At 62.3% G+C, this 19,375-nt stretch carries 9 protein-coding genes; 8 read left to right on the plus strand and 1 reads right to left on the minus strand.

Features of this window, described 5'->3' with window-relative positions:
* Positions 1-34 precede the first annotated feature (34 nt).
* Positions 35-9,496, plus strand: a complete 9,462-nt coding sequence (locus ACWGXF_RS22590) for a PLxRFG domain-containing protein (protein WP_452102521.1) — start codon at positions 35-37, stop codon at positions 9,494-9,496.
* 19 nt (positions 9,497-9,515) lie between these two features.
* On the opposite strand, the gene ACWGXF_RS22595 is transcribed toward ACWGXF_RS22590, so the two are convergent.
* Positions 9,516-10,460: a DUF2971 domain-containing protein gene (locus tag ACWGXF_RS22595; protein WP_452102522.1), complete on the minus strand. Its 945-nt coding sequence runs from the start codon at positions 10,458-10,460 to the stop codon at positions 9,516-9,518.
* 194 nt (positions 10,461-10,654) lie between these two features.
* On the opposite strand from ACWGXF_RS22595, the gene ACWGXF_RS22600 reads away from it, so the two are divergent.
* The 7 genes from ACWGXF_RS22600 to ACWGXF_RS22630 are packed head-to-tail and all read left to right on the plus strand — an operon-like array spanning position 10,655 to position 19,263.
* Complete coding sequence (locus tag ACWGXF_RS22600; RefSeq protein ID WP_452102523.1) at positions 10,655-11,455, plus strand: hypothetical protein; 801 nt, start codon at positions 10,655-10,657, stop codon at positions 11,453-11,455.
* Between the two features lie 16 nt (positions 11,456-11,471).
* Positions 11,472-12,701: a hypothetical protein gene (locus tag ACWGXF_RS22605; protein ID WP_452102524.1), complete on the plus strand. Its 1,230-nt coding sequence runs from the start codon at positions 11,472-11,474 to the stop codon at positions 12,699-12,701.
* Complete coding sequence (locus ACWGXF_RS22610; protein ID WP_452102525.1) at positions 12,698-13,576, plus strand: hypothetical protein; 879 nt, start codon at positions 12,698-12,700, stop codon at positions 13,574-13,576. Before ACWGXF_RS22605 ends, ACWGXF_RS22610 begins: the two co-directional genes overlap by 4 nt.
* A complete protein-coding gene (locus ACWGXF_RS22615) occupies positions 13,570-14,739 on the plus strand; it encodes a hypothetical protein (RefSeq protein WP_452102526.1) in 1,170 nt (389 codons plus the stop codon). Before ACWGXF_RS22610 ends, ACWGXF_RS22615 begins: the two co-directional genes overlap by 7 nt.
* Positions 14,732-16,999 carry a hypothetical protein gene (locus tag ACWGXF_RS22620; RefSeq protein ID WP_452102527.1) on the plus strand — a complete coding sequence of 756 codons (2,268 nt, stop codon included), beginning with the start codon at positions 14,732-14,734 and terminating at the stop codon, positions 16,997-16,999. The genes ACWGXF_RS22615 and ACWGXF_RS22620 overlap by 8 nt, the downstream gene beginning before the upstream one ends.
* Positions 17,000-17,003: 4 nt before the next feature.
* Positions 17,004-17,441, plus strand: coding sequence for a hypothetical protein (locus ACWGXF_RS22625; RefSeq protein WP_452102528.1), 438 nt, complete (start codon positions 17,004-17,006; stop codon positions 17,439-17,441).
* 1 nt (position 17,442) lies between these two features.
* Positions 17,443-19,263: a hypothetical protein gene (locus ACWGXF_RS22630; RefSeq protein ID WP_452102529.1), complete on the plus strand. Its 1,821-nt coding sequence runs from the start codon at positions 17,443-17,445 to the stop codon at positions 19,261-19,263.
* The last annotated feature ends 112 nt before the right edge of the window (positions 19,264-19,375 follow it).

The following is a 19,375-nucleotide window of genomic DNA, read 5'->3' on the forward strand; positions in this document are numbered from 1 at the left end:
GAGCCTTACGGCTCAAGCCAAAGGGTGGGTCAGTTTGAGATGGAAATGGCGGGTCAGTTTTGCGTGGAAATTAACAGGCACGGAGCTGGGCGCTGCTGGCCAGCAACCTGCTGCCACGGCCGCGCCAGAGCTGACACCCTCTCAGGCCATGGGCCTTGACCCGAACGCGGGCGCACTTTCCAAGGCTGCCGCCATGGCTGTGGATTCTGGCGCTTCCCCTGTGGTGCAGCCCCAGGTCGCGCCAGTGGCAGAGCGGCAGGCAGCGCCCCAGGTGCCTGCCGGCGTGGATCCGGACACCGGCGAGGTATCGCTGCAGGCCCAGATGGACGAGCTCAAGAGCCGAATTGCCTTCATGAATCAGCAGGGCGCGACACAGGGCTGGGACGGCAATAGGGCTGCCCAGCGCAATGCGCTGCAGACCCAGCTCACCCGGCTGGAGCTGCAGGCCGCTGGCGGTCAGGAGCGAGGCGCTTCGACCGCCGGCGCGCCAGCACCCGTGCAGCTGACCGGCATCAACCAGATCCTGGCCAAGCAGGTCCCTGACATGAGCGAGCAGGAGCTGCAGCAGGCCATTGCCCATTACGGCCCCAAACACAAGCGCACCAAGAAGCTGGAAAAAGCACTCCAAGCGCTTGCGCAAAAACCCCTGACAGCTATTGAATCAGGAGCAAATGGCAATGTCTCTCAAGCCGATCAAACCCAGCAAGGCAGCGCGCAACCTGCGCAAACAGGAGCAGCGCAAGCTGGCCAAGATGCAGGCCAGGGGGTAGGCAATGGCACCACCCCAACTGCGAACCCTGGAGCGCAAGACCAAGGCGCGAGCCTTGCGAAAGCTCAAGCGAAAGTCTCGGAAGCAGCCGGCGCGGCCCAAGCAGCCGTAGGCAAGGCTGCCCAGATCGCGCGTGAAGGCAATGCCGAGCGCGAAGCCCAGCGCCAGCGACAGCTTGATGCCAGCGAACGCTGGACACGCATGACCACGGTAGAGCGCCAGGCCGTGACGGCCACCGCGCCAGGCCTGAACCCCATTGCACGCAAGAACCTGCACACCCGTGCATGGCCGGATATTGGCGAGAAGATCCGCGACAAGCTGATAGATTCGCTGGTGCAGCCGCTTGTGGCGCCTGCCAGTAAAGCGCCGGATGCTCCAGCGGGCGTAGCAAATGCAGCGCCTGCTGCTGTCTCCGCAGAGGCCCCGGCGAAGCCTGCAGCGCAGCCCGTGGGCGATGAAAAGCAGTTCGCGGCAGAGACTGGTACGCTGGGCATTCCACGCGCCGAGATGCCCCAGGTGCCCACGGCCAACCATGGCGGCCTGGTCAAGCACCTGAATGCCCAGGGCATTGCCCACGAAAACACGACCGTGGACGCGGCCCAGCTCAAGCCTACCCAGGCTGAATATTCGCCGTCCAAGGTGGAGGCCGCCAAGAGCGTCACCGGCGACCGCGCGGTGATCGTGTCGAGTGATGGCCACATCATTGACGGCCACCACCAGGCAGTCGCGGCAGCCGAGGAAGGCAAGCAGGTCAAGGCCATTGTGCTGGATGCACCGGTGGAGCAGGCTCTTGCAGCGGTGAAGGCTTCGCCAAGCGCGAATGCCGCTTCTGTGCAGGAGCAGCCTGATAGTGGCGACTTTCCTATGTCCGAAGCTGTGCAAAGCTACAGCGGCATTTCCCACTCGGGCCGCAGTCGCGCCGATGGAGACAAGCAGGCCTTTGAACAGTTCATGGAGTCGGCGCGTGCAGCTGCTGAAAAGCTCGCCACTACTGACGCTCAGCGCGATGCCTTGGCAGCAGCTACAGAAAGCCTGCGCGCGGACTACCTGAAGCAGTACCGATCCCTGATGAGTGTGCGAGCAGGCGCTTACAGTGGGTTTGTTGCTGGGCGCGGAAATCTCAACAGCAAGCAGGCCAACAGCCGCAATAGCGCGCTGGACAAGGCCATGGAGCGCTTTGATAGCTGGGTCGGTGACAACGCGGATCGTGCGAGCAAGGCCGTGCTGGCCGCGCGCACTCCTGAGCAGGTAAAGGCTGACCGGGACTCAGTAGCCGCTAAGAGTAAGGAGAAGGCCGACAAAAAGGCCGCTGACCTCAAGGCAACGCTGCTCAAGTTCCTGAGCTTCAAGAGCGGCGACAACATGCCCTATGGCAAGAGCGCCATCATTACCAAGGTCAGCTATGACCGTGACGGCTACCCCAGCAGCCTGACCTTCAGGATGGCCGACGGCTCGCCGCTGACTGATGACAAGTTGGACCTGTTGGGCACACTCAAGGACAAAGGCGAAACCTTGGAGCAGGCCAAGGCCCGTATTCGCTCGCTGGTTGATGAAGTGCGCGCCGAAAACCCGGAGTTGACCAAAGGCATAGGTGCGATGCGCGCGGCGGCATCCGCCAAAGTGGCCAAGTCAGCCACGGAGCCCGCACCATCGCCAGCAGCAAGCTCTTTCCTTGATCGTCATAACAAGATCGAGGACGGCATCAGCGCTGGCACGCTGGCGCTGGATGACTACAAGAGTGCGTTTGCCGAGCTGGAATCCAACCAGGACGCGGTGCTTTCCGAGCTGCAGCAATTGACAAAGGACAAGCTGCTGCGCGCCGGCGGCCCGGCGTTTGCCTATCGGATGGGGAGCGAAAAGAAGGACGCCATTGTCATGGCTGCCTATCAAAAAATGCTGGATACCTACGCACTGAGACGTAGCTATGGCCCGGGCATTCAAATCCTGTCTGCAGCCAATATTGCCAAGAATAAGGCCGACAAGGCCCAGGCGCTGCGCGAGATGGTGGGCAACACCACGGCCGAAGACCTGGCCGCCCGGGCTGCTGAAATCAAGGCCCTGCGCGATGAATTCAAGGCCAAGCGTGCGGCCGAGGCTGATGCGCTGGCCAACCCCAAGACCCTGCAGGACTTCCGCGGCTTCATGAGCCATTGGGTCGATCAAGGGGACACCAGTGAAGCTGCTTATCTTCGCCTGACGCCCGAGCAGCGCCAGCAGTTCGATGCCCTGGAGGCCGAGCAGACGAAGGATCAACGCGAAGCCGAGAAGCGCCGGGCACGGGTCACGGTACAAAGCGCCGGCAACACCACGGCCGGCGAAATCATCGCCACCAAACACACCAAACATGGGCATGACCTGTTTGTGGTGCAGCTGGCCGATCGTGTGGAGCGCGACGCCTACGACACTCTCAACAGCAGCGCCAAGCGACTGGGCGGCAGCTACAGCAGCTATCGCGGCAATGGCGCCGTGCCCGGCTTCCAGTTCCGCGCCCGTGAGGCGGCCGAGGCGTTCCAGAAGCTGGTGGCCGGCGATACAGCGCAGGCGCAGGATCTGGCCAATCAGCGCCGCGATGCCTTTGACGACGACAAGAGCCAGAGCGCGGCAGAGCGCCTGCGCACCATGGCGGAGGCGCTGGACGAGCGCGCCCAGGAGTCGCTGGGCATGGACCGCAAGGCCAACACAGCTCGACGTGCGCGCTTTGCCGCGTCGGCAGAGGCCGCGGCACGTATGCAGCAGGCCCTGGCCGGCACGATGCGCAACATTGCCCAGGCGATTGACAACGGCACGGCTCAGTTCCTTGACGGAGTGCGCCAGCGTGTGCAGGTGGAATACCTCATGTCGCAGCTGCGCAATGCCAAGAGCAACCAGCTCGATGCCAAGTACCGCGACTATGGGGAGCGCATGAAGCGCGTGGGCGAGCCCACGGACAGCGAAACTGTGGATTTTGCGACCTTCCCTCGCTTTGAAATGTTCCGCAGCGACCTAGCAAGCCTGGCCCGCCAGCTGCAGGAGATTGACGGCGGCAAGAAGATGGGTGCCACCCTGACCCGCCTGGCTGACGATGTGACGGATGCCTACACGACCTGGGCCAAAGACAACTTGCTGCGCGTGAGCCACTTTGCGAACAAGGCAGACGGTGGATTCGCGGAATTTGCCAGCAAGGACATGGCCGAGCGCGCTATCAAGCGCAATGGCCTGGTGGGTAAGGCCATCGTGCTGCCCGTCAAGCGCGGCCAGAACCGTGTTGTGCTGTCCCCGGGCGAAGCCATGCAGCAGGGCCTGTGGCAGGGCGATGGCGACAAGCGCATCCGCTTGGGCATGGAGTTCGTTGAGGATCTGGTGAAGCTGGGCAAGCGCAAGGGCTCTAAGGCGCTGGCGCTGCCTTGGCAACTGGAGAGCTCCTACGAGAACCGCACACGCCTGCAGCGAATGGGCATCCAGACGTCAGCCGAATTTCGCAGTGCTTTGCGTGAGCTGGCATCGCTTCAGCAGGAGATGGGGTCGCCCGATCGCATCAAGGAGCTCGAGCGCGCCATGGTTGGCCGTGCCAATGATGGCCTGGACTTCTTCCCGACCAGCCCGGCAGTGGTGCAGAGCATGCTGGATGCGGCCGAGATTCAGGAAGGCATGGCGGTTCTGGAGCCGTCCGCCGGCATGGGCCATATCGCTGACGCAATCGTGGCTGAATCTGGCGTTTGGCCGGATGTGGTGGAGCTGTCTCCTTCCCGCCGCGAGCTGCTGGAGGCCAAGGGTTTCCAGCTGGCAGAGGCGAACGACTTCACGCAGATGGAGCCGCGCGGCTTCTTCACCTATGGCGACACATTCCGCGCTCCCGATGGTGTGGAGGGGGTTATGCGCGGCGCAGGCGGCATGGGCAGTCAGCGGGTGCGCCTTGTGGATAGCGAGGGCAATGGCCTGGGCTTCTATGACCGTGGCGATCTGGAGGGCGTGGCCCAGAACGGCGCATGGTCTGGCTATGACCGAATCATCATGAATCCGCCTTTTTCTGATGGGCGCGACATTCAGCACGTTCAGCATGCCTACACCCTGCTGCGCCCGGGCGGCCGAATCGTGGCCATCATGGGCGAGGGCGCATTCTTCCAGTCGAACAAGCGCGCCGAGGGCTTCCGCGAGTGGCTGGACGAGCGCGGCGCCACGAATGAAAAGCTGCCTGATGGCTCATTCATGGACCCGAGCCTGCCGGTGAACACCAGCGTTTCTGCCCGTATGGTGGTTATCGACAAGCCTGCCACCGAGTTGGACACGGATGGAGATAGCACGGATGCGCCCAGCTTCCGCCGCCAGGAGGCCGAGCAATTGGCCGGCGCGGATTTTGATGTGGCGAGCTTCCTGCAGAGCATGGACGAAGGCCAGCCAGCCGCTGCCGCGTCTACTCAAGCGCCAACCACGAACGTGCGCCCCAGCTATTCGCCGGCGGCCCGGGCGGAGGCGGTGCGCGCCGTAAAGGGCACGGCCGATGCCATTCGGCAGGCCTGGGCCAATGGGCCCGAGGTGATCGTGGCCTTTGACATGCAGGACGCGGTGGTGCCCGAGAGCGCGCGGCGCGCTGACCTCAAGCAGCGCAGCGGTGGCGCCCGGGGTGCTCCGGAGGGCTTCTACTACCAGGGCAAGGTGTACCTGATGGCGTCCAAGCTCAAGACGCCCAACGATGCTGCGCGCGTGCTGTTCCACGAGGCCTTGGGTCACCACGGCCTGCGCGGTCTGTTTGGCAAGGATCTGGGGCTGATCCTGAATCAGGTGGCCACCATGCGCAAGGCGGATGTGGACGCGAAGATTGCGGAATACGGCCTGCGCCGCGTCAACCGCCTGGACCGTCGCACGGCCGCCGAGGAAGTGCTGGCCGAGATGGCGCAGAACACGCCGCAGATTGGCTTTGTGCGTCGTGCCGTTGCTGCGATTCGCACCTGGCTGCGCGCCAATGTGCCGGGATTCAAGTCGTTGGCCCTGACCGATGCTGAGCTGATTCGCAACTTCATCCTGCCGGCGCGCGCCTGGGTGGAGCGTGGTACCGTGGCCGACATGGCCCAAGACATCGCTTTCAGCCGTACCAGTGCAACCAGCATGCCGGATGCCATCATCGGCAGCACCTTGGGCTCGGCTTCTTCGCACCCTGACTATGCAGCCGCCAAGGGCGGGGACATTGAGGCAGCCGTGCGCTTAGCCATGGATCTTGTGACTCCTGACCTGGTGGCCAAGGTGAAGGCCGCGATTGGCGACACCAAGCCGCTGGTCGTGCCGGTGGCTGCCGAGGAGGCTTCTGGGCGCAACAAAATCCCACGGGCTGCGGCCGAGGTGCTGGCGCACCGCCTGGGCCTTAAGGCTGCCAACGGCATTGTTCAGGCCAACCGTGCGCGCCGAACCGGCATGGATGGGCTCGATCGCATCTTCGCGCCCGTGGACTTCGCTGGCGCGGTGGAAGCCAAGCCCTATCTGCTGGTGGACGACACCCTGACACAGGGCGGCACATTCGCGGCGCTGGCCAGCCACATTCGAGAGGGCGGCGGCACCGTGGCCGGGGTCATTGCGTTGACCGGCAAGCAGTACAGTGCAAAAATCCAACCCTCTCCCGAAACCCTGGCTTCCCTTCGACAGAAACATGGTGACCTCGAACACGAATACCGCGCCGCAACAGGCTACGGCTTCGACGCCCTCACCGAGTCGGAAGCCCGCTATCTCGCACGTTACGAACCGGCTGACCGACTCCGAGATCGAATCTCTGATGAAGGACGACGCGGACGCGAGCGAGAAGATCAAAGCAATCCTGGCCAAGCAGACCCAGACGCAGACGAAGGACTGAGATTCAGTCGCTCTCGCCTGTCTGAAATTAGGGATAGCGCCCTCGAGCAGCTGACCAATGCCTTCACGCACGAGGGCAAGGTATCGCTCTGGGACAAGTCCGTGGGCACCATGCGCCACCTGGCAGAACGCGCACCCAGCTTCAAGCCGGTCTATGAGTCGGCCCAGCAGAATATCGACGATGTGAGCATGCTGGCCAATGATGCGGCCGACATGGCGCCGCGCATCCTGCCGCGTGTGGAGTCCCTGGGCGACCTCAAGAAAAAGCCTGTCTCTGCCGCCGATAACAAGGCCGTGGCCCGGCCGCTGTTTGAGGGCACCTTGATCTGGGCGCGCGACGAGAACGGCAAGCCGACCCTGGTCGACGACCTGCAAAAGCGCTATGCGAATCTGTCGGCCCACAACAAGGCGGCCATGCTGCTCAAGCACGGCAAGATCGATGCGGGCGTGCTGGCCATGTGGCAAGGCCTGCCCGTGGCCCAGTTTGAAAAGCTCATCAACTCGCGCTTTGAGAACAAGATGCTCAAGGCCGGCATTGTCTGGACTGATGCGGAGCTGCAGGCGCAGTTTGGTACCGATGCCAACCAGATCAGCTTGTACCGCGAGGCGCGCGCGGCCATTGATCGCTCCATCGACATGACGGCCCGCACCGACATGCTGCGTGTGGTGGGCGAGAAGTACGAGCCCATGCGCGATGCGGTGCTGGCACAGCCATCGGTGGAGGCCGCGGCCCAGCTGCTGCTGGACACTCTGGAGCAGGACGCCAAGGCAGATCCCGACTCTGCAGACCGCCTGGGTCGATACATGCAGCAGATCAAGGGGCGCATGGAAACGGCGGTGGATCTGCAGCAGGGTGGCTATGCCCCGTTGTCTCGCTTTGGCCGCTATACGGTGGATGTGGTCGACGCCAACGGCGAGCGCTTGTACTTCGGCATGTACGAAAACGCGCGCGACTCCAACCGGGCCAAGATGCAGCTGGCCCAGGAGTTCAAGGGCGCGACCGTCACCACGGGCACCATGAGCGCCGAGACCTACAAGCTGTTTGCCGGCGTGACGCCGGAGACTCTCGAGCAGTTCGGCGAGATGCTGGGCCTCAAGGCAGAGGGCAATGAAGCCCAGGACAAGGCATTCCAGGAGTTCCTGAAGCTGACCAAGAACAACCACAGCGCCATGAAGCGGCTGATTCACCGCAAGGGCATTGCTGGTTTCAGCGAGGATGTGGGGCGAGTGGTGGCGAACTTTGTCTACTCGAATGCGCGCGCCGGGGCCATGGGGCTGAACGCGGGCAAGATGGAAACGGCCATCGGCAAGATTCCCAAGGAGCAGGGCGAGCTCAAGGATCTGGCCATGGGCCTGCGCGACTACATCCGCGACCCGCAGGAAGAGGGCCAGGCCGTGCGCGGCATGCTGTTTGCTCAGTATCTTGGCGGCTCCATCGCTTCGGCCTTTGTGAATACGACGCAGCCCTTTGCTGTCACACTGCCTTGGCTGAGCCAGTACGGCGGCATCAAGAACGCCGGTGCGCAGCTGGCCCGCGCGCTCAAGGATATGGGGAGGTCCGTCGCTGATAAGGGCTTCAAGTACGAGGCCGACCTGGCCAAGGCCTTGCAGTCGGCAGAGGATGATGGCGTGGTCAGCCCCCAGGAAATCCACCAGCTGATGGCCCAGGCGCGCGGCGCGGGCATGCTGCGCTCCGGCGACGGTACCAAGGCGGGCGATCTGCGCGCCAAGGCCGGCAACCTGTGGGAGCAGGGCAAGGTGCTCTGGGGTCAACCCTTTGCGCTGGCCGAGCAGTTCAACCGCCGCAGCACGTTTATTGCGTCCTACCGCATTGCCATGGATCAGGGTATGGCGGATCCGGCAGCGTTCGCTCGCAAGGCCGTGCTGGAAACCCAATTCGTCTACTCCAAGGCCAATAAGCCCAAGTGGGCGCGCGGTGCGGTCGGCGGCACGCTGTTCACCTTCAAGACCTACTCGGTCAGCTACCTGGAGCTCATGCAGCGCATGTGGAACCAGGGCGGCCCCGAGGGCAAGCGCGCAGTGGGCTGGGCCCTGGCCATGCTGCTGCTGATGAGCGGCGCCGGCGGCGTGCCCTTCATGGAGGACGCCGAGGACCTGATTGATGGCGCGGGCCAGATGATGGGCTACAACATCAGCGCCAAGCAATGGCGCAAGGAGCTGCTGGCCAACGTGGTGGGCAAGGAGCTGGGCGAGTTCATGGAGCAAGGCCTGTCAGGCCTGCCGGGCGCGCCCATCGATGTGTCCGGACGCCTGGGCATGGGCAACCTTCTGCCCGGTACCGGCCTGTTCCTCAACAAGCCCAATCGCGAGCGGGACATGACGGAAATCATTGGGCCTGCTGGTGACCTGGTTGCACGCGGCTTTTCTGGCGCACGGGATGTGATCAAGGGAGTTGTGAACGGCGATGCCGCAACTGTGGGCAAGGGCGTGCTGGAATGGGCGCCCACAGCGGTGCGCAATCTGGCAAAGGGTCTGGACATGGTGGCCACGGGCATGTACCGCGATACCAAGGGCTACAAGGTGATCGACACGACCCTGGCCGAAGCCGCGGCGAAAGCGATCGGCTTTCAACCCAAGAGCGTGGCCGAGGTGCAGGAGGCCAATAGCTTCATGCAGCGCAGCAAGTCGTTCTATACCCAGACCAGCTCTGACATCAAGGCTCAGTGGGCAGACGCGCTATTCCGCAAGGACGAGGCGGCCGTGCAGCGGGTGCGCGAGCGCCTTGCGGCCTGGAACCGCGACAACCCCGAGCAGCCCATCGTGGTCAAGATGCCGGATGTGTGGAAGCGCGTGCGGGAGATGGGCAAGGATCGAAGCGACCGCATTGCCGACACTGCGCCCAAGGCGCTGCGGCAGCAGATGCGTACTATTGCCCTGGGAATGGATTAATTAGAGTGTAGTCGGCGGCTTAGTTGACTGAATTTGGCGTCATGAGAAAGCGGCTTCTGGAGTGTTGCATTTTGAAGATTTCTATCTTCTTTTCATTGCAAATATCCTTAATGACCTTCTCATGATCGCTACTAATGTGGGAGCCAAGGTAGACCGCTGTAGGCGTGGGCATTTTTAATGTTTGTGCTTTATCTAATATTCCATTTGTAAATACAATGCGCCACTCATTTTCGTAGCTCCAGTCCGATGCTTTTATCAAAGCGGCACGATTTAGAAAGAGATTGTTAAACTTTTCTGTTTTGGCCAATTGCATGTTATCCGTCGCATCGAAGACTTGATCCTGATAGATTACGGGGAATAGAAAACGTGATCTCGGGTCATTACGGTCGAGCGTTTTTATATCGTATTTAATGCAAAATCCTTTGTGATAATCAGAGTAATGTGACCACATTAGAGTCGAATCAACGCGGGTAGTGAAAGAGCAGAGCTGGATTGAGTCCTTTATGTGATCTCCACACAAAGACATCTCCTCAAAATCCTTTTCACGTTGTGATTTCAGTTGGATCTTGAGCTTCAATCTAGTGTCGGCTGTTTGGTCAGAACAAATAACGTCTACCAATGAATCCATGAGATCTCCACTTGATTCGAGAGCTCTCTCAAAATCTGGAATTCGTTCTGGAGGAATCATGGATATGATTTCTTCCTTTTTCGATCTCATCTGATGATCCATCATGCGTTGGTGGTCTATGTAATGGTGGCACTCATATGGGTCATTTAGAGTTTTTGGGTCAGCCATCCATATAGTATCCTCCCTTAGATTTTTGAGAGAGTTGTCGTTAACAGAACGATGCTTATAAATATAATCAGGCAGGTTTGAATGTTTTAGTTGAAATGCCTGTTCAATTTTTAGATGCTTTCTGTCTAATGGATAGAGGTATTCATTGAATTCTGTTATCCACTTCATGGCTTTCCTTTATGTATCGAAATGTATATTTTATGTGGCAAATTGGAGATTCGAACGTATTGTTCTCAAAGATCGCTCACTAGCTTTGAGAAAGCAAAGCGCCATCGGTGCCGTTTTATAGTTAGGGCACCCCTCTAGGGTTCGCCAGCGAGCCCTGATTCTTGGACATTGGCTGCAATCTCTGGAGAGCAGCCATGTCCAACACCGCATACCCCAAGGGTGCCGAGAAGATTCTTTCGGGCGCCATCAACTTTGCCGCAGCCACCATCAAGGTGGCACTGGTATCTGACGCCTATACCTATAGCGCGGCCCATGAGTTTTTGTCGGCCGTCACCCGTGTGGGCTCCGACCAGACGCTGACGGGCAAGAGCGTGACCGGCGGCGTGTTCGACGCCGCGCCTGCGGAATTTGGAATTCTTGCTCCTGGCAGCAAGATCAAGGCCGTGGTGCTCTATATGGACACCGGCAGCCCGTCGACCTCGCCGCTGCTGTTCTATATGGACTCGGTGCAGGGCCTGCCCATGGACACCAACGGGGGCGAGGTACGCGTGCCTTGGGATACCGGCCCCATCAAGATCGCGGCAGCGGGCCTGCCGTTCTATCCCAAGGCGGCGCAGCGCCTGCTGTCTGCCGATCTGCCCTTGACTGGCGCAACGCTGAAGGCGGTCTTGCTGCCCGGCAGCTATGTCTATGACGCGGCCCATGAGTTTCTGCCGGACCTGGGCGCGGTGGTGGGCGCGGCCGTTACCTTGACGGGCGTCACGGTGGCCGGCGGCGTGCTGGACGCTAACGATGTGGACTTTGGCGCGGTCGCAGCAGGTTCTACGGCTTCTTTCATCGCCCTCTATGCCGACACCGGCACGGCTGCTACTTCCCCGGTGGTGCTGTATTTGCCCAGCGTGGTGGGCTTTCCCATGACGACCAACGGCAGCGGCGTGGTGGTGCAGTGGTCGAACGCGGCCGCCAAGATCGTCAGCCTGCTGGGCACGGCGTAAGGGGGAGGGGAGCGCCATGGCCCGCAAGATGCTTTTTAGCAATAGCGCTGAAGCTGCGCTGCAGACCCCGTTGCTGGACACCCCTCCACCGTATTACACCCTCATGCCGGATGGCAGTCAGTATGAAGATCTGCCGGAGTCCTGGGTTCCTGGTGATGGCAGTTACTACGTATTTGAGGTGAGTGATCCAGCGCATGCGGACCTGTTTGTAGAAGGTACTGGTCAGCTGGATCGCGCCCAGCCCGTCACGCTCACCCATGACAGCATGCCCGGTGTGTTTGAAATCGTGCATGTATACACCCGCTTTACCAATATCTTTGAGGTGTTTCGCGCCCAAGAAGGGACCTTGGCCAAGGCGTGGCCTGTTGGCACCAAGGTCAGCGCCAATGTGACTGCCGGCATGCTGGAGTCGTTCTTGCAGGACGATGGCACGGTGGCGCGCATTGGTGGCGAGAACCAGTCGGTATTGCTGGGTGCTGCGGTCGAGGCAGGCGAGAAGCGTCCCGCAGGAACCAACAGTTTTGTGTTCAGGTCACGTTCGCTCGTCGATTGGGCGGTGCAGCTCGGCGCCTACCCCGTGCTGCAGCCCTTGCCAGCCCAGCGCCCAAAAGACAGAGAGTACAGCGGTAACCATTACCGCACCTGGCAGGACCTGGCGCTGGCGCATGAGAGTACCGGAGGCTTTTGGCCGGCAGACATTGGGGTGCCCAAGGCTTGGGCTGCTGGTGGCTACAACAACTTCAAGCAAGGCGCGGTGTTCACGCCTTCCACGCCCAACGGCTATCAATACTGGGCCGATGTGGTGGTCGAGAAAGCGATTGATTCCCTGACCTTCAGCGAAGAGCCCGCATTGATCCCCGGCGAAATTTTGTCGGTGCTTGATACCGAGGACAACTCGCTGCGCGGGAACCTGGTGCCGCAGGTCATGCCGGTGGTGCAGAGCACCAACTTTCGCCACCCCCTGATGGTGACCGAGGTGGGCTTTATGGGGCGCGCGAGCACGGGTGTGACGCAGATGCCCGTGGTTTCCATTGGCACCGAGGCCGATCCCACCCGCTTTGCCAATGCCGTGAGCCTGGATTCGCTGGTGGCCAGCGGGAACTTGAGCGTCCATCGCATCCCGATTGCCGCCGGTGGCGCGCTGGTCGAAGACATTAAAGTCACGGTCACTCAAGCCGGCGTCGGTGGCCCCATCCCTGGACGCTTCTATTGGCGCGGTGTCTTTATGGTGGATGGCGGTTCATGAGTTATCCGCTCATCAATGGCGCTTCCATCAATAGCTCAGGAGGCTCGTCCGAAGCACCGCTGGTACCTACGCGCGGGATTCCCATGGTGCTCAGCGGCACGCAAACCGCTGTGCGGGTGTTGCTGGCGCCATCGGCCGACGCGCTGGCGCTGGGCGCACACAGGATTCAGCAGCCGATTCGCCCGCCTTCGCTGACGCTGGCGCAGGCCGGCGTGCCCACGGCCAAGTTCCAGGCCACGCTGTACCCGGCGCCGCTGCCCATGGCCGTTGAAGGGCAGGCCCACCTGGTGCTGACGGTTTTCCCCGAGCCTGCCGACGCGCTGGCGCTGGGCACTGCCAAGGTCAAGACCGGCACCGATGTGGATCTCAAGCCCTGGGGCCTGGGCATGTGCGTGACCGGCCAGGCGACCGCAACTCAGACCCAGCCGCAGCCTTCGGTGACCTTTCAGGTGCCAGCAGCGCGCGCGATGCGCTTTGGCGCGGCGGCTATCGAATTGCCTTCCATCGTGCTCAGGCCGCAGGGCTCGGATGCATTGCGCATGGGCCGCGCGCGCCTGGTGCAGGTAGCCAAGGCTGCACCCAGCCAAGCCATGGCCTTGGGCCAGCCTCGCACAGTGCAGATCGTCAAACCGGCCAGTGGACACGCTCTGACTTTGGGACAAGCGGGAATTCACACAGGCCTGCGGCCGGCAGGCATCCCTCTGGCCGTGGGTGGCGTGCCTTCCGTCAGGCTGGCGCAGAGGGTGGTGCAGGTCGAGCCAGCAGATGCCCTGCAGTTGGGCCATCCCGGCCCGCTGACCTACGCCTTCCATGTTCGCCAGAGCTTTGCCCTGGATCTGGGCAGCCCGACCGTTGCAAGGACTCATCAATGCTGACCTTCAAGAGTTTTACCGGTATCAACAATGTGCAGCCAGAGCATCGTCTGAAGGCTTCGGACTTGCTGGCCGCCAAGGATGTGGATATTGGCCTGGACGGCGAGGTATCGCGCCGCGGTGGCTATCAGCGTCTGTCTGAGGTCTGCCATAAGAACCTTTGGCAGGCTGCCGGCTTTCAGCTGGCGACGACCGAGGGGGCACTGGTTTCGATTGCTGCGGGCGGAGCTATCACGGTGCTATGGCCCAATATCGGCCCCGAGCGCGTCTGGTACTGCAATCTGCCGGATGGGCGCATGCTGTTTTCGACAGGGCTGCAGCGCGGCATCACGGACGGGCTGACGGCCCAGATGTTCACGGTGCCTGAGCCGGCCTCTCTGGGATCGCTGGATTTTGCCTTTGGCGATCTGGAGCCCGGGCAGTACCGCTATGGCCTGAGCCATGTGCGGCTGAGCGACCGCGCCGAGGGGCCGGTGCGGGTGTCTGAGCCGGTGGCGGTGCTGCAAGGAGGTTTGCGCCTGGATGGGCTGCCGCAGCTGCCGGGCCATGCCCTCAATGTCTACCTGAGTGGGCGCGATGGCGAGGGCATGTTTTTCGCCGGTACCGCGGTGGAGCGCAGCTTTGAATTCGGCGGGCGCAATAGTGCACTGGTGCTGCCGGCCCGCACGCTGGGGGCCCAGGTGCTGCCCGATGGCACGCTGATGGCGTTCTGGCGCGGCCGTTTGCTGGTGGCTCAGGGCAAGGTGCTGTGGGCCAGCCGGCCCGCCGTGCCGCATCTGAGCGACTGGCGTGACTTCAAGCCCATGACGGCTGACATCACGGCCTTGGTGCCGGTGGACACGGGCATTTATGTGGGCACGACCCAGGATCTGATTTTTCTGAGTGGGGAAACCTTCGACAGCCTGGTCTATACGGCGACTATGCGCGGCCCGGTGGTGTTGGGATCGGGCATCGAGGCGCCAGGCCATCGGCTGGCGCTGGGCGACGGCACCGGGGCGGGCGCGGCCATGTTGTGCATTGCGGGCGGCGAGGTGGTGGCCGGCTTTGACGGTGGACAGACCACCAGCCTGACGGCCAACCGGTTCAAGACTCCAGCCAAGGAGGTAAGCGCGGCCTTCCGCGAGGTGAATGGCATTCCTCAGTACATGGCGGTGCCGCATGGCTGAGCTATTCAATCCCTTCAATCGCAGGGTGACGGGCGAGCCCTTCAACGGGCTGGCGCCGGTACAGCTGCGTGTTGAGGAGGGCAGTGCTTCGCGCGACCAGGTGAGGGCGGTGCAGGATGCTTTCGCTCGCTTTGCACGGCGCGCGACGTTTGCGCATGTGCCCAATCCCACCGAAAGCGGCGTGCTGGGCGACGGCAGCCCGTATCGCATCACCACGGTGGGCAATACCACCATCGTGCAGCTGTGGCCCGAGCAGCCCGATCTGGAAAGCGGGGATCGAGGCGTGCTGGTTCGCACCGCAGCGCAGCTGTACCTGGTCGGCTACCACGCCGGCCGCTGGCGCTATCGCAAAGTGAACAGTGCATTTGGCGGCACGGGAGCCTGGGTCTCCAACCGCAGCGCGCGCTATTTCACGGACGCGACGAACCGAGGGGGCGACATTGAAGAAATGCCCAATCGCAAGCACCGACTGCGCGACTCCGTGGTGCCCCAGCCCAGAAGCGCGAGCAGCATTGCCCTGGGTATGGCCTACGGTGATGCCAATGGCGGCCTGGGTTTTATCGGCGTCCATGGTGTCTATGTCCAAGCGAAGCTGGACAAGCAGAGCGTGAGTGTGGCCGAGGCGCCGCTGGTGTCCGATGCGTCTTTTGTCATCAGCCCGGATGAAGTGTTTGCGGTACCCGAAGTCATTGCGACCTTCACGCCAGTGCTCCCTGCTGACACCGTGATTGCGGATGTGAACGGGGTAGCACGCGAGAGCCGGCTGCGCGGCGGTACCGGCGTGAGCGTGGGCGTGGTGAGCCCTAGTCAGAGCATTGGCCTGAAGGAATTGCCGACCCTGGCGCAGCGCAAGTGGATTGCCGAGCAGGCACTAACCCACGAGCTGAAGCTGCGCATCAATTCGGCTGGTGGCTATGAACTGGATACGGTGGCGGTCGGCTCGGCCAACATGACGGTGGTGATACCAGCGGGTGTGAGCTTTCCTCCCTCTGCGCCCCAATGGCGGCAGTCTTCGCAAGGCTCCATGAGGTCGCGTCAATCCGGCTTGTTCGTGATTCCGTTCCGCGAGGGCGGCATCGCTCCGGCGCAGGTGAATTTCACGACGCAGGTGGCCTGGGATTGGGTCTATAAGTATGAGTTCACCCGCAGCGCGCCGGTGCTGCTGGGCTATGGCTGGAATGATGACCGGCAAGTCTTCAGCCTGCAGTCGCAGGACAGCCAGCATGTGACGGTGCGCCTGGATCGCCCGGAGGCAGACACGCAGGCATTGGCGCGGGCAGACGGTATTTATTTCTACCGCTATATCAACGTCGAGAATATCGAATCGCCCCCGGAAGGCGGCAGTGTCAGCCGCCTGTTTCAACTGCCAGAGGGTGAGGCCGGTGCCGCTCTCTTGGAGGAGTGGCGCGACTTCATCGCGAGTGGAGCAATCAGCCAGGCGGCAGTCAAGACGCGCAGCGGCCAGCTGGTTTCCAGGAAGCAGCTGCAGACGCCCTGGGGCTCGATAGCCCTTCTGGATGTCAATGTGCAGGTTGTCACTGAGTACCGCTATGAAGTACGCCACAACAACGAGCTGCTGCAGCCGGAGCTGTTCACGATCCGGGCCGTTGAAGGTATCGCGGCGCGCAGGCAGTTGCTCTATATCGATCCCCTGCTGGAGTTCGTGGCCTATCTGGAGGTGGTGACACAGGCCTTTGTGCCGGCCGGTGCCAACGACTCGAGCACGGTCACGACCAGCGGCACCAAGGCGGCCGTGGTGTTTGAGCGCAAGGGGCAGGTGTTCTTTCGCCAGTCGCTGGCCGGCGTTGCCGAAGCATCTGTGACCGGCGGCAAAGGCTCTTGGCTGGACACCCAGGATCTGGAACGGTCCGTGCCGCCCGAATACCAGTCCATGTCCGAGAAAGGGCAGCTTCCGGCGACGGGCCCCGAAGGCGAGCAGCTGATTGTGGGCTGCGATGTGCCTTATTACGTGCCCTCCTACGACGCGCCGCTGGAAGTCGTGACCACTGGCGCCACGCTCACTCCCCAGAACTACCCCATCCCCTGGCCCAGTTTGGAGGCCCTGCCATCGCTGGCGGTGCGCGCCGCCATCGATCCGGGGAGCTGGCAGGGCAGCAGTGCCGCCGGCGTTGTGGAGCTTCTGCAGGAGGACAAAGTGATTGCGGCCTGGGCACTTCCGCCCCGGGGCTCGCCCGTTCCGCTGGCGTCCATCGCCCCCATCAACCCGGCCCAGATGACCGGATTCATAGCTTCTGCCTAGACCCATGAACACCATTGTTTGCAACACCTTGAGCGGCGCCGTCACTGAGTACACGCGCCATGAATTTGATAGCGTCACGGCCACGCATTGCGCGGGCGTGGATGGCCTTTTTGCCTTTGGTGGCGACAACGATGCAGGCCTGCCGATCACGACCGAGCTGCGCCTGCCGGCCACGCTGCGCGAGAACACCCTCAAGCAGCAGATTGCCATGGTCTATCTGTCCATGCGCGGGCAGGGAGAGGCCCGGTTCACGGTGTTCGGCCCTGGCCAGAGCTGGAGCTACCCCTTTCCCCTGCGCGAGAGCGACCAGACCCGCTGCCCGGTGGGCAAGGGCATCCGCGAGAACTACCTGGGCTTCGGCCTGAGCACCCCAGACGGCCAGGCCTTCACGCTGGACCGCGTGGAGGTGATGAGCGTCAAGTCCAAAACACGGAGAGTTTGAGATGGCAGAGTTTGATTTCAACGGCCCGGCCGAGATTGTTCAGGACAAGTACCAGCGCTCGATTGCCCTCGCCGATCAGGCTCTGCGCGAGTCCAAGTCCATGCAGGACGCTTTCAACAACCTGGTGCTACCGACCCCCACCATCAGCGTGCGCTGGGGCACGATTGCGGCGCCATCCCTGCCCGAAGTGCTGGACCTGCCCGAGTTGCCCAAGGTCGGCTTTACCGCGCCGGGCAATATGCCGGGCGATCTGGACCTGGCCAGCCTGCCCGATGTGGAAGTGCCCGGCTTTGAGCTGCAGCCGCCGGCCATGGACTTTGGTGCGGCCCCTGAGTTGGTGATCGGCCAGGCCCCGGCCTTGCCACAGATGCGCGAGGTGGCCATCCCCGATGCGCCCGATGTGAGCCTGCCGGACGCGCCGGCGTTTCTGGCGCTGACCACGCATAGCTTTGGTGGCGTGAACCTGCACGAGGACTGGCTGGAAAAGCTGGACGACATGCCCGAGCTGCAGCTGCTGGAGCCCGCACCCTTTGAGTTCAAACGAGCGCCTGGCTATGCCTCTCAGCTGCTGAGTAATCTGCAGGCCGTAATCAGCGCCCGCATTCAGGGCGGCACCGGACTGAAGCCCGAAGCGGAGCAGGCCATCTGGGATCGCTCGCGCGACCGCGAAACCCAGGTGGCGCTGGCGCGCGAGCAGGAGGTGATGCGCGCGGCCGAGGCGCTTGGCTTTCCGCTGCCGTCCGGCGTGCTGGTCGGACAGCTGGCCGATGCCCGGCGCGAGTTCCACGACAAGCTCTCGGGCCTGTCGCGCGACATTGCCATCAAGCAGGCCGAGCTGGAGCAGGCAAACGTCAAGGACGCGATCACCCAGGGGCTGGCGCTGGAAGGGCAGTTGATGGACCAGGCCATGCAGCTCGATCGCCTGTCGTTTGAGGCGGCCAAGGCGACGGCCGACCATGGCATTGCGACCCATAACGCGGCGCTCGAGCGCTTCAAGGCACTGTTGGACGGCTACCGCGCCTATGCCATGGCCTATGAAACTGTCATCAAGGCCGAGATGAACAAGGTCGAGGTCTACAAGGCCATGCTGCAGGCCGAGCAGACCAAGGCCGAGATCAACCAATCGCTGGTGGCTCGCTACAAGGCCGAGATCGATGGGCGCATGGCGTCCGTGGAAATCTACAAGACCCGCGTGCAGGCGGCCCAGACGCTGGTGAGCCTGGAGCAGACCCGCATTCAAGCCGGTGGTGAGGCAATCCGCGCCTTTGTGGCGACCCTCAATGCCGAGACTTCCAAGGTGGAGTTGTACAAGGCCCGCGCACAGAGCGAGGCCATCAAACAGGATGCCTACCGATCCCAGGTACAGGCGTACAGCGCCTTTGCCAGCGCCCAGGCCGAGCGCGCCCGCGTGGCAATTGCCCAGGCCCAGGCCAAGATTGCCGCCAAGGGTCTCGAGTGGGATGGCTGGAAGGCGCGCCTGTCGGCCGAGGTGGCGAAGATGGACGCCGCGGCCAAGCAGTCGGCCATTCTGGTGGACGGCTACAAGGTGAGCGCCAATGCCATCGAGGCCACGGCCGCGAACTATACGCGCCGCTGGGAGGCCGACATCAAGCAGTACGAGGCCGGCAGCAACATCAGCCTGCAGACAGCCAAGCTCAATGCCGATGTGGCGATCCAGAGCAATGCCGTTCGCCTGGAGGCGGCCAAGATCGGCCTCACGACTTCAGCGCAGCGCGTGGCCAGCGCCTGGAGCATGGTGTCTGCGTCGGCTGGTATCTCGGGCTCAAGCAGCTGGAGCTACAGCGGTTCGCTCGATCAGTGAGGAGGGGCGGGCAACGACCCATTGCAGGTACTTGGACAATGAGGGTCTATGCCTGCCGCACGGAATTTTCAGTCGTTCAAAAATGATCATCAGCATGTCCATGCAAATTCAG

The organism is Comamonas sp. HJ-2 (assembly GCF_053615495.1).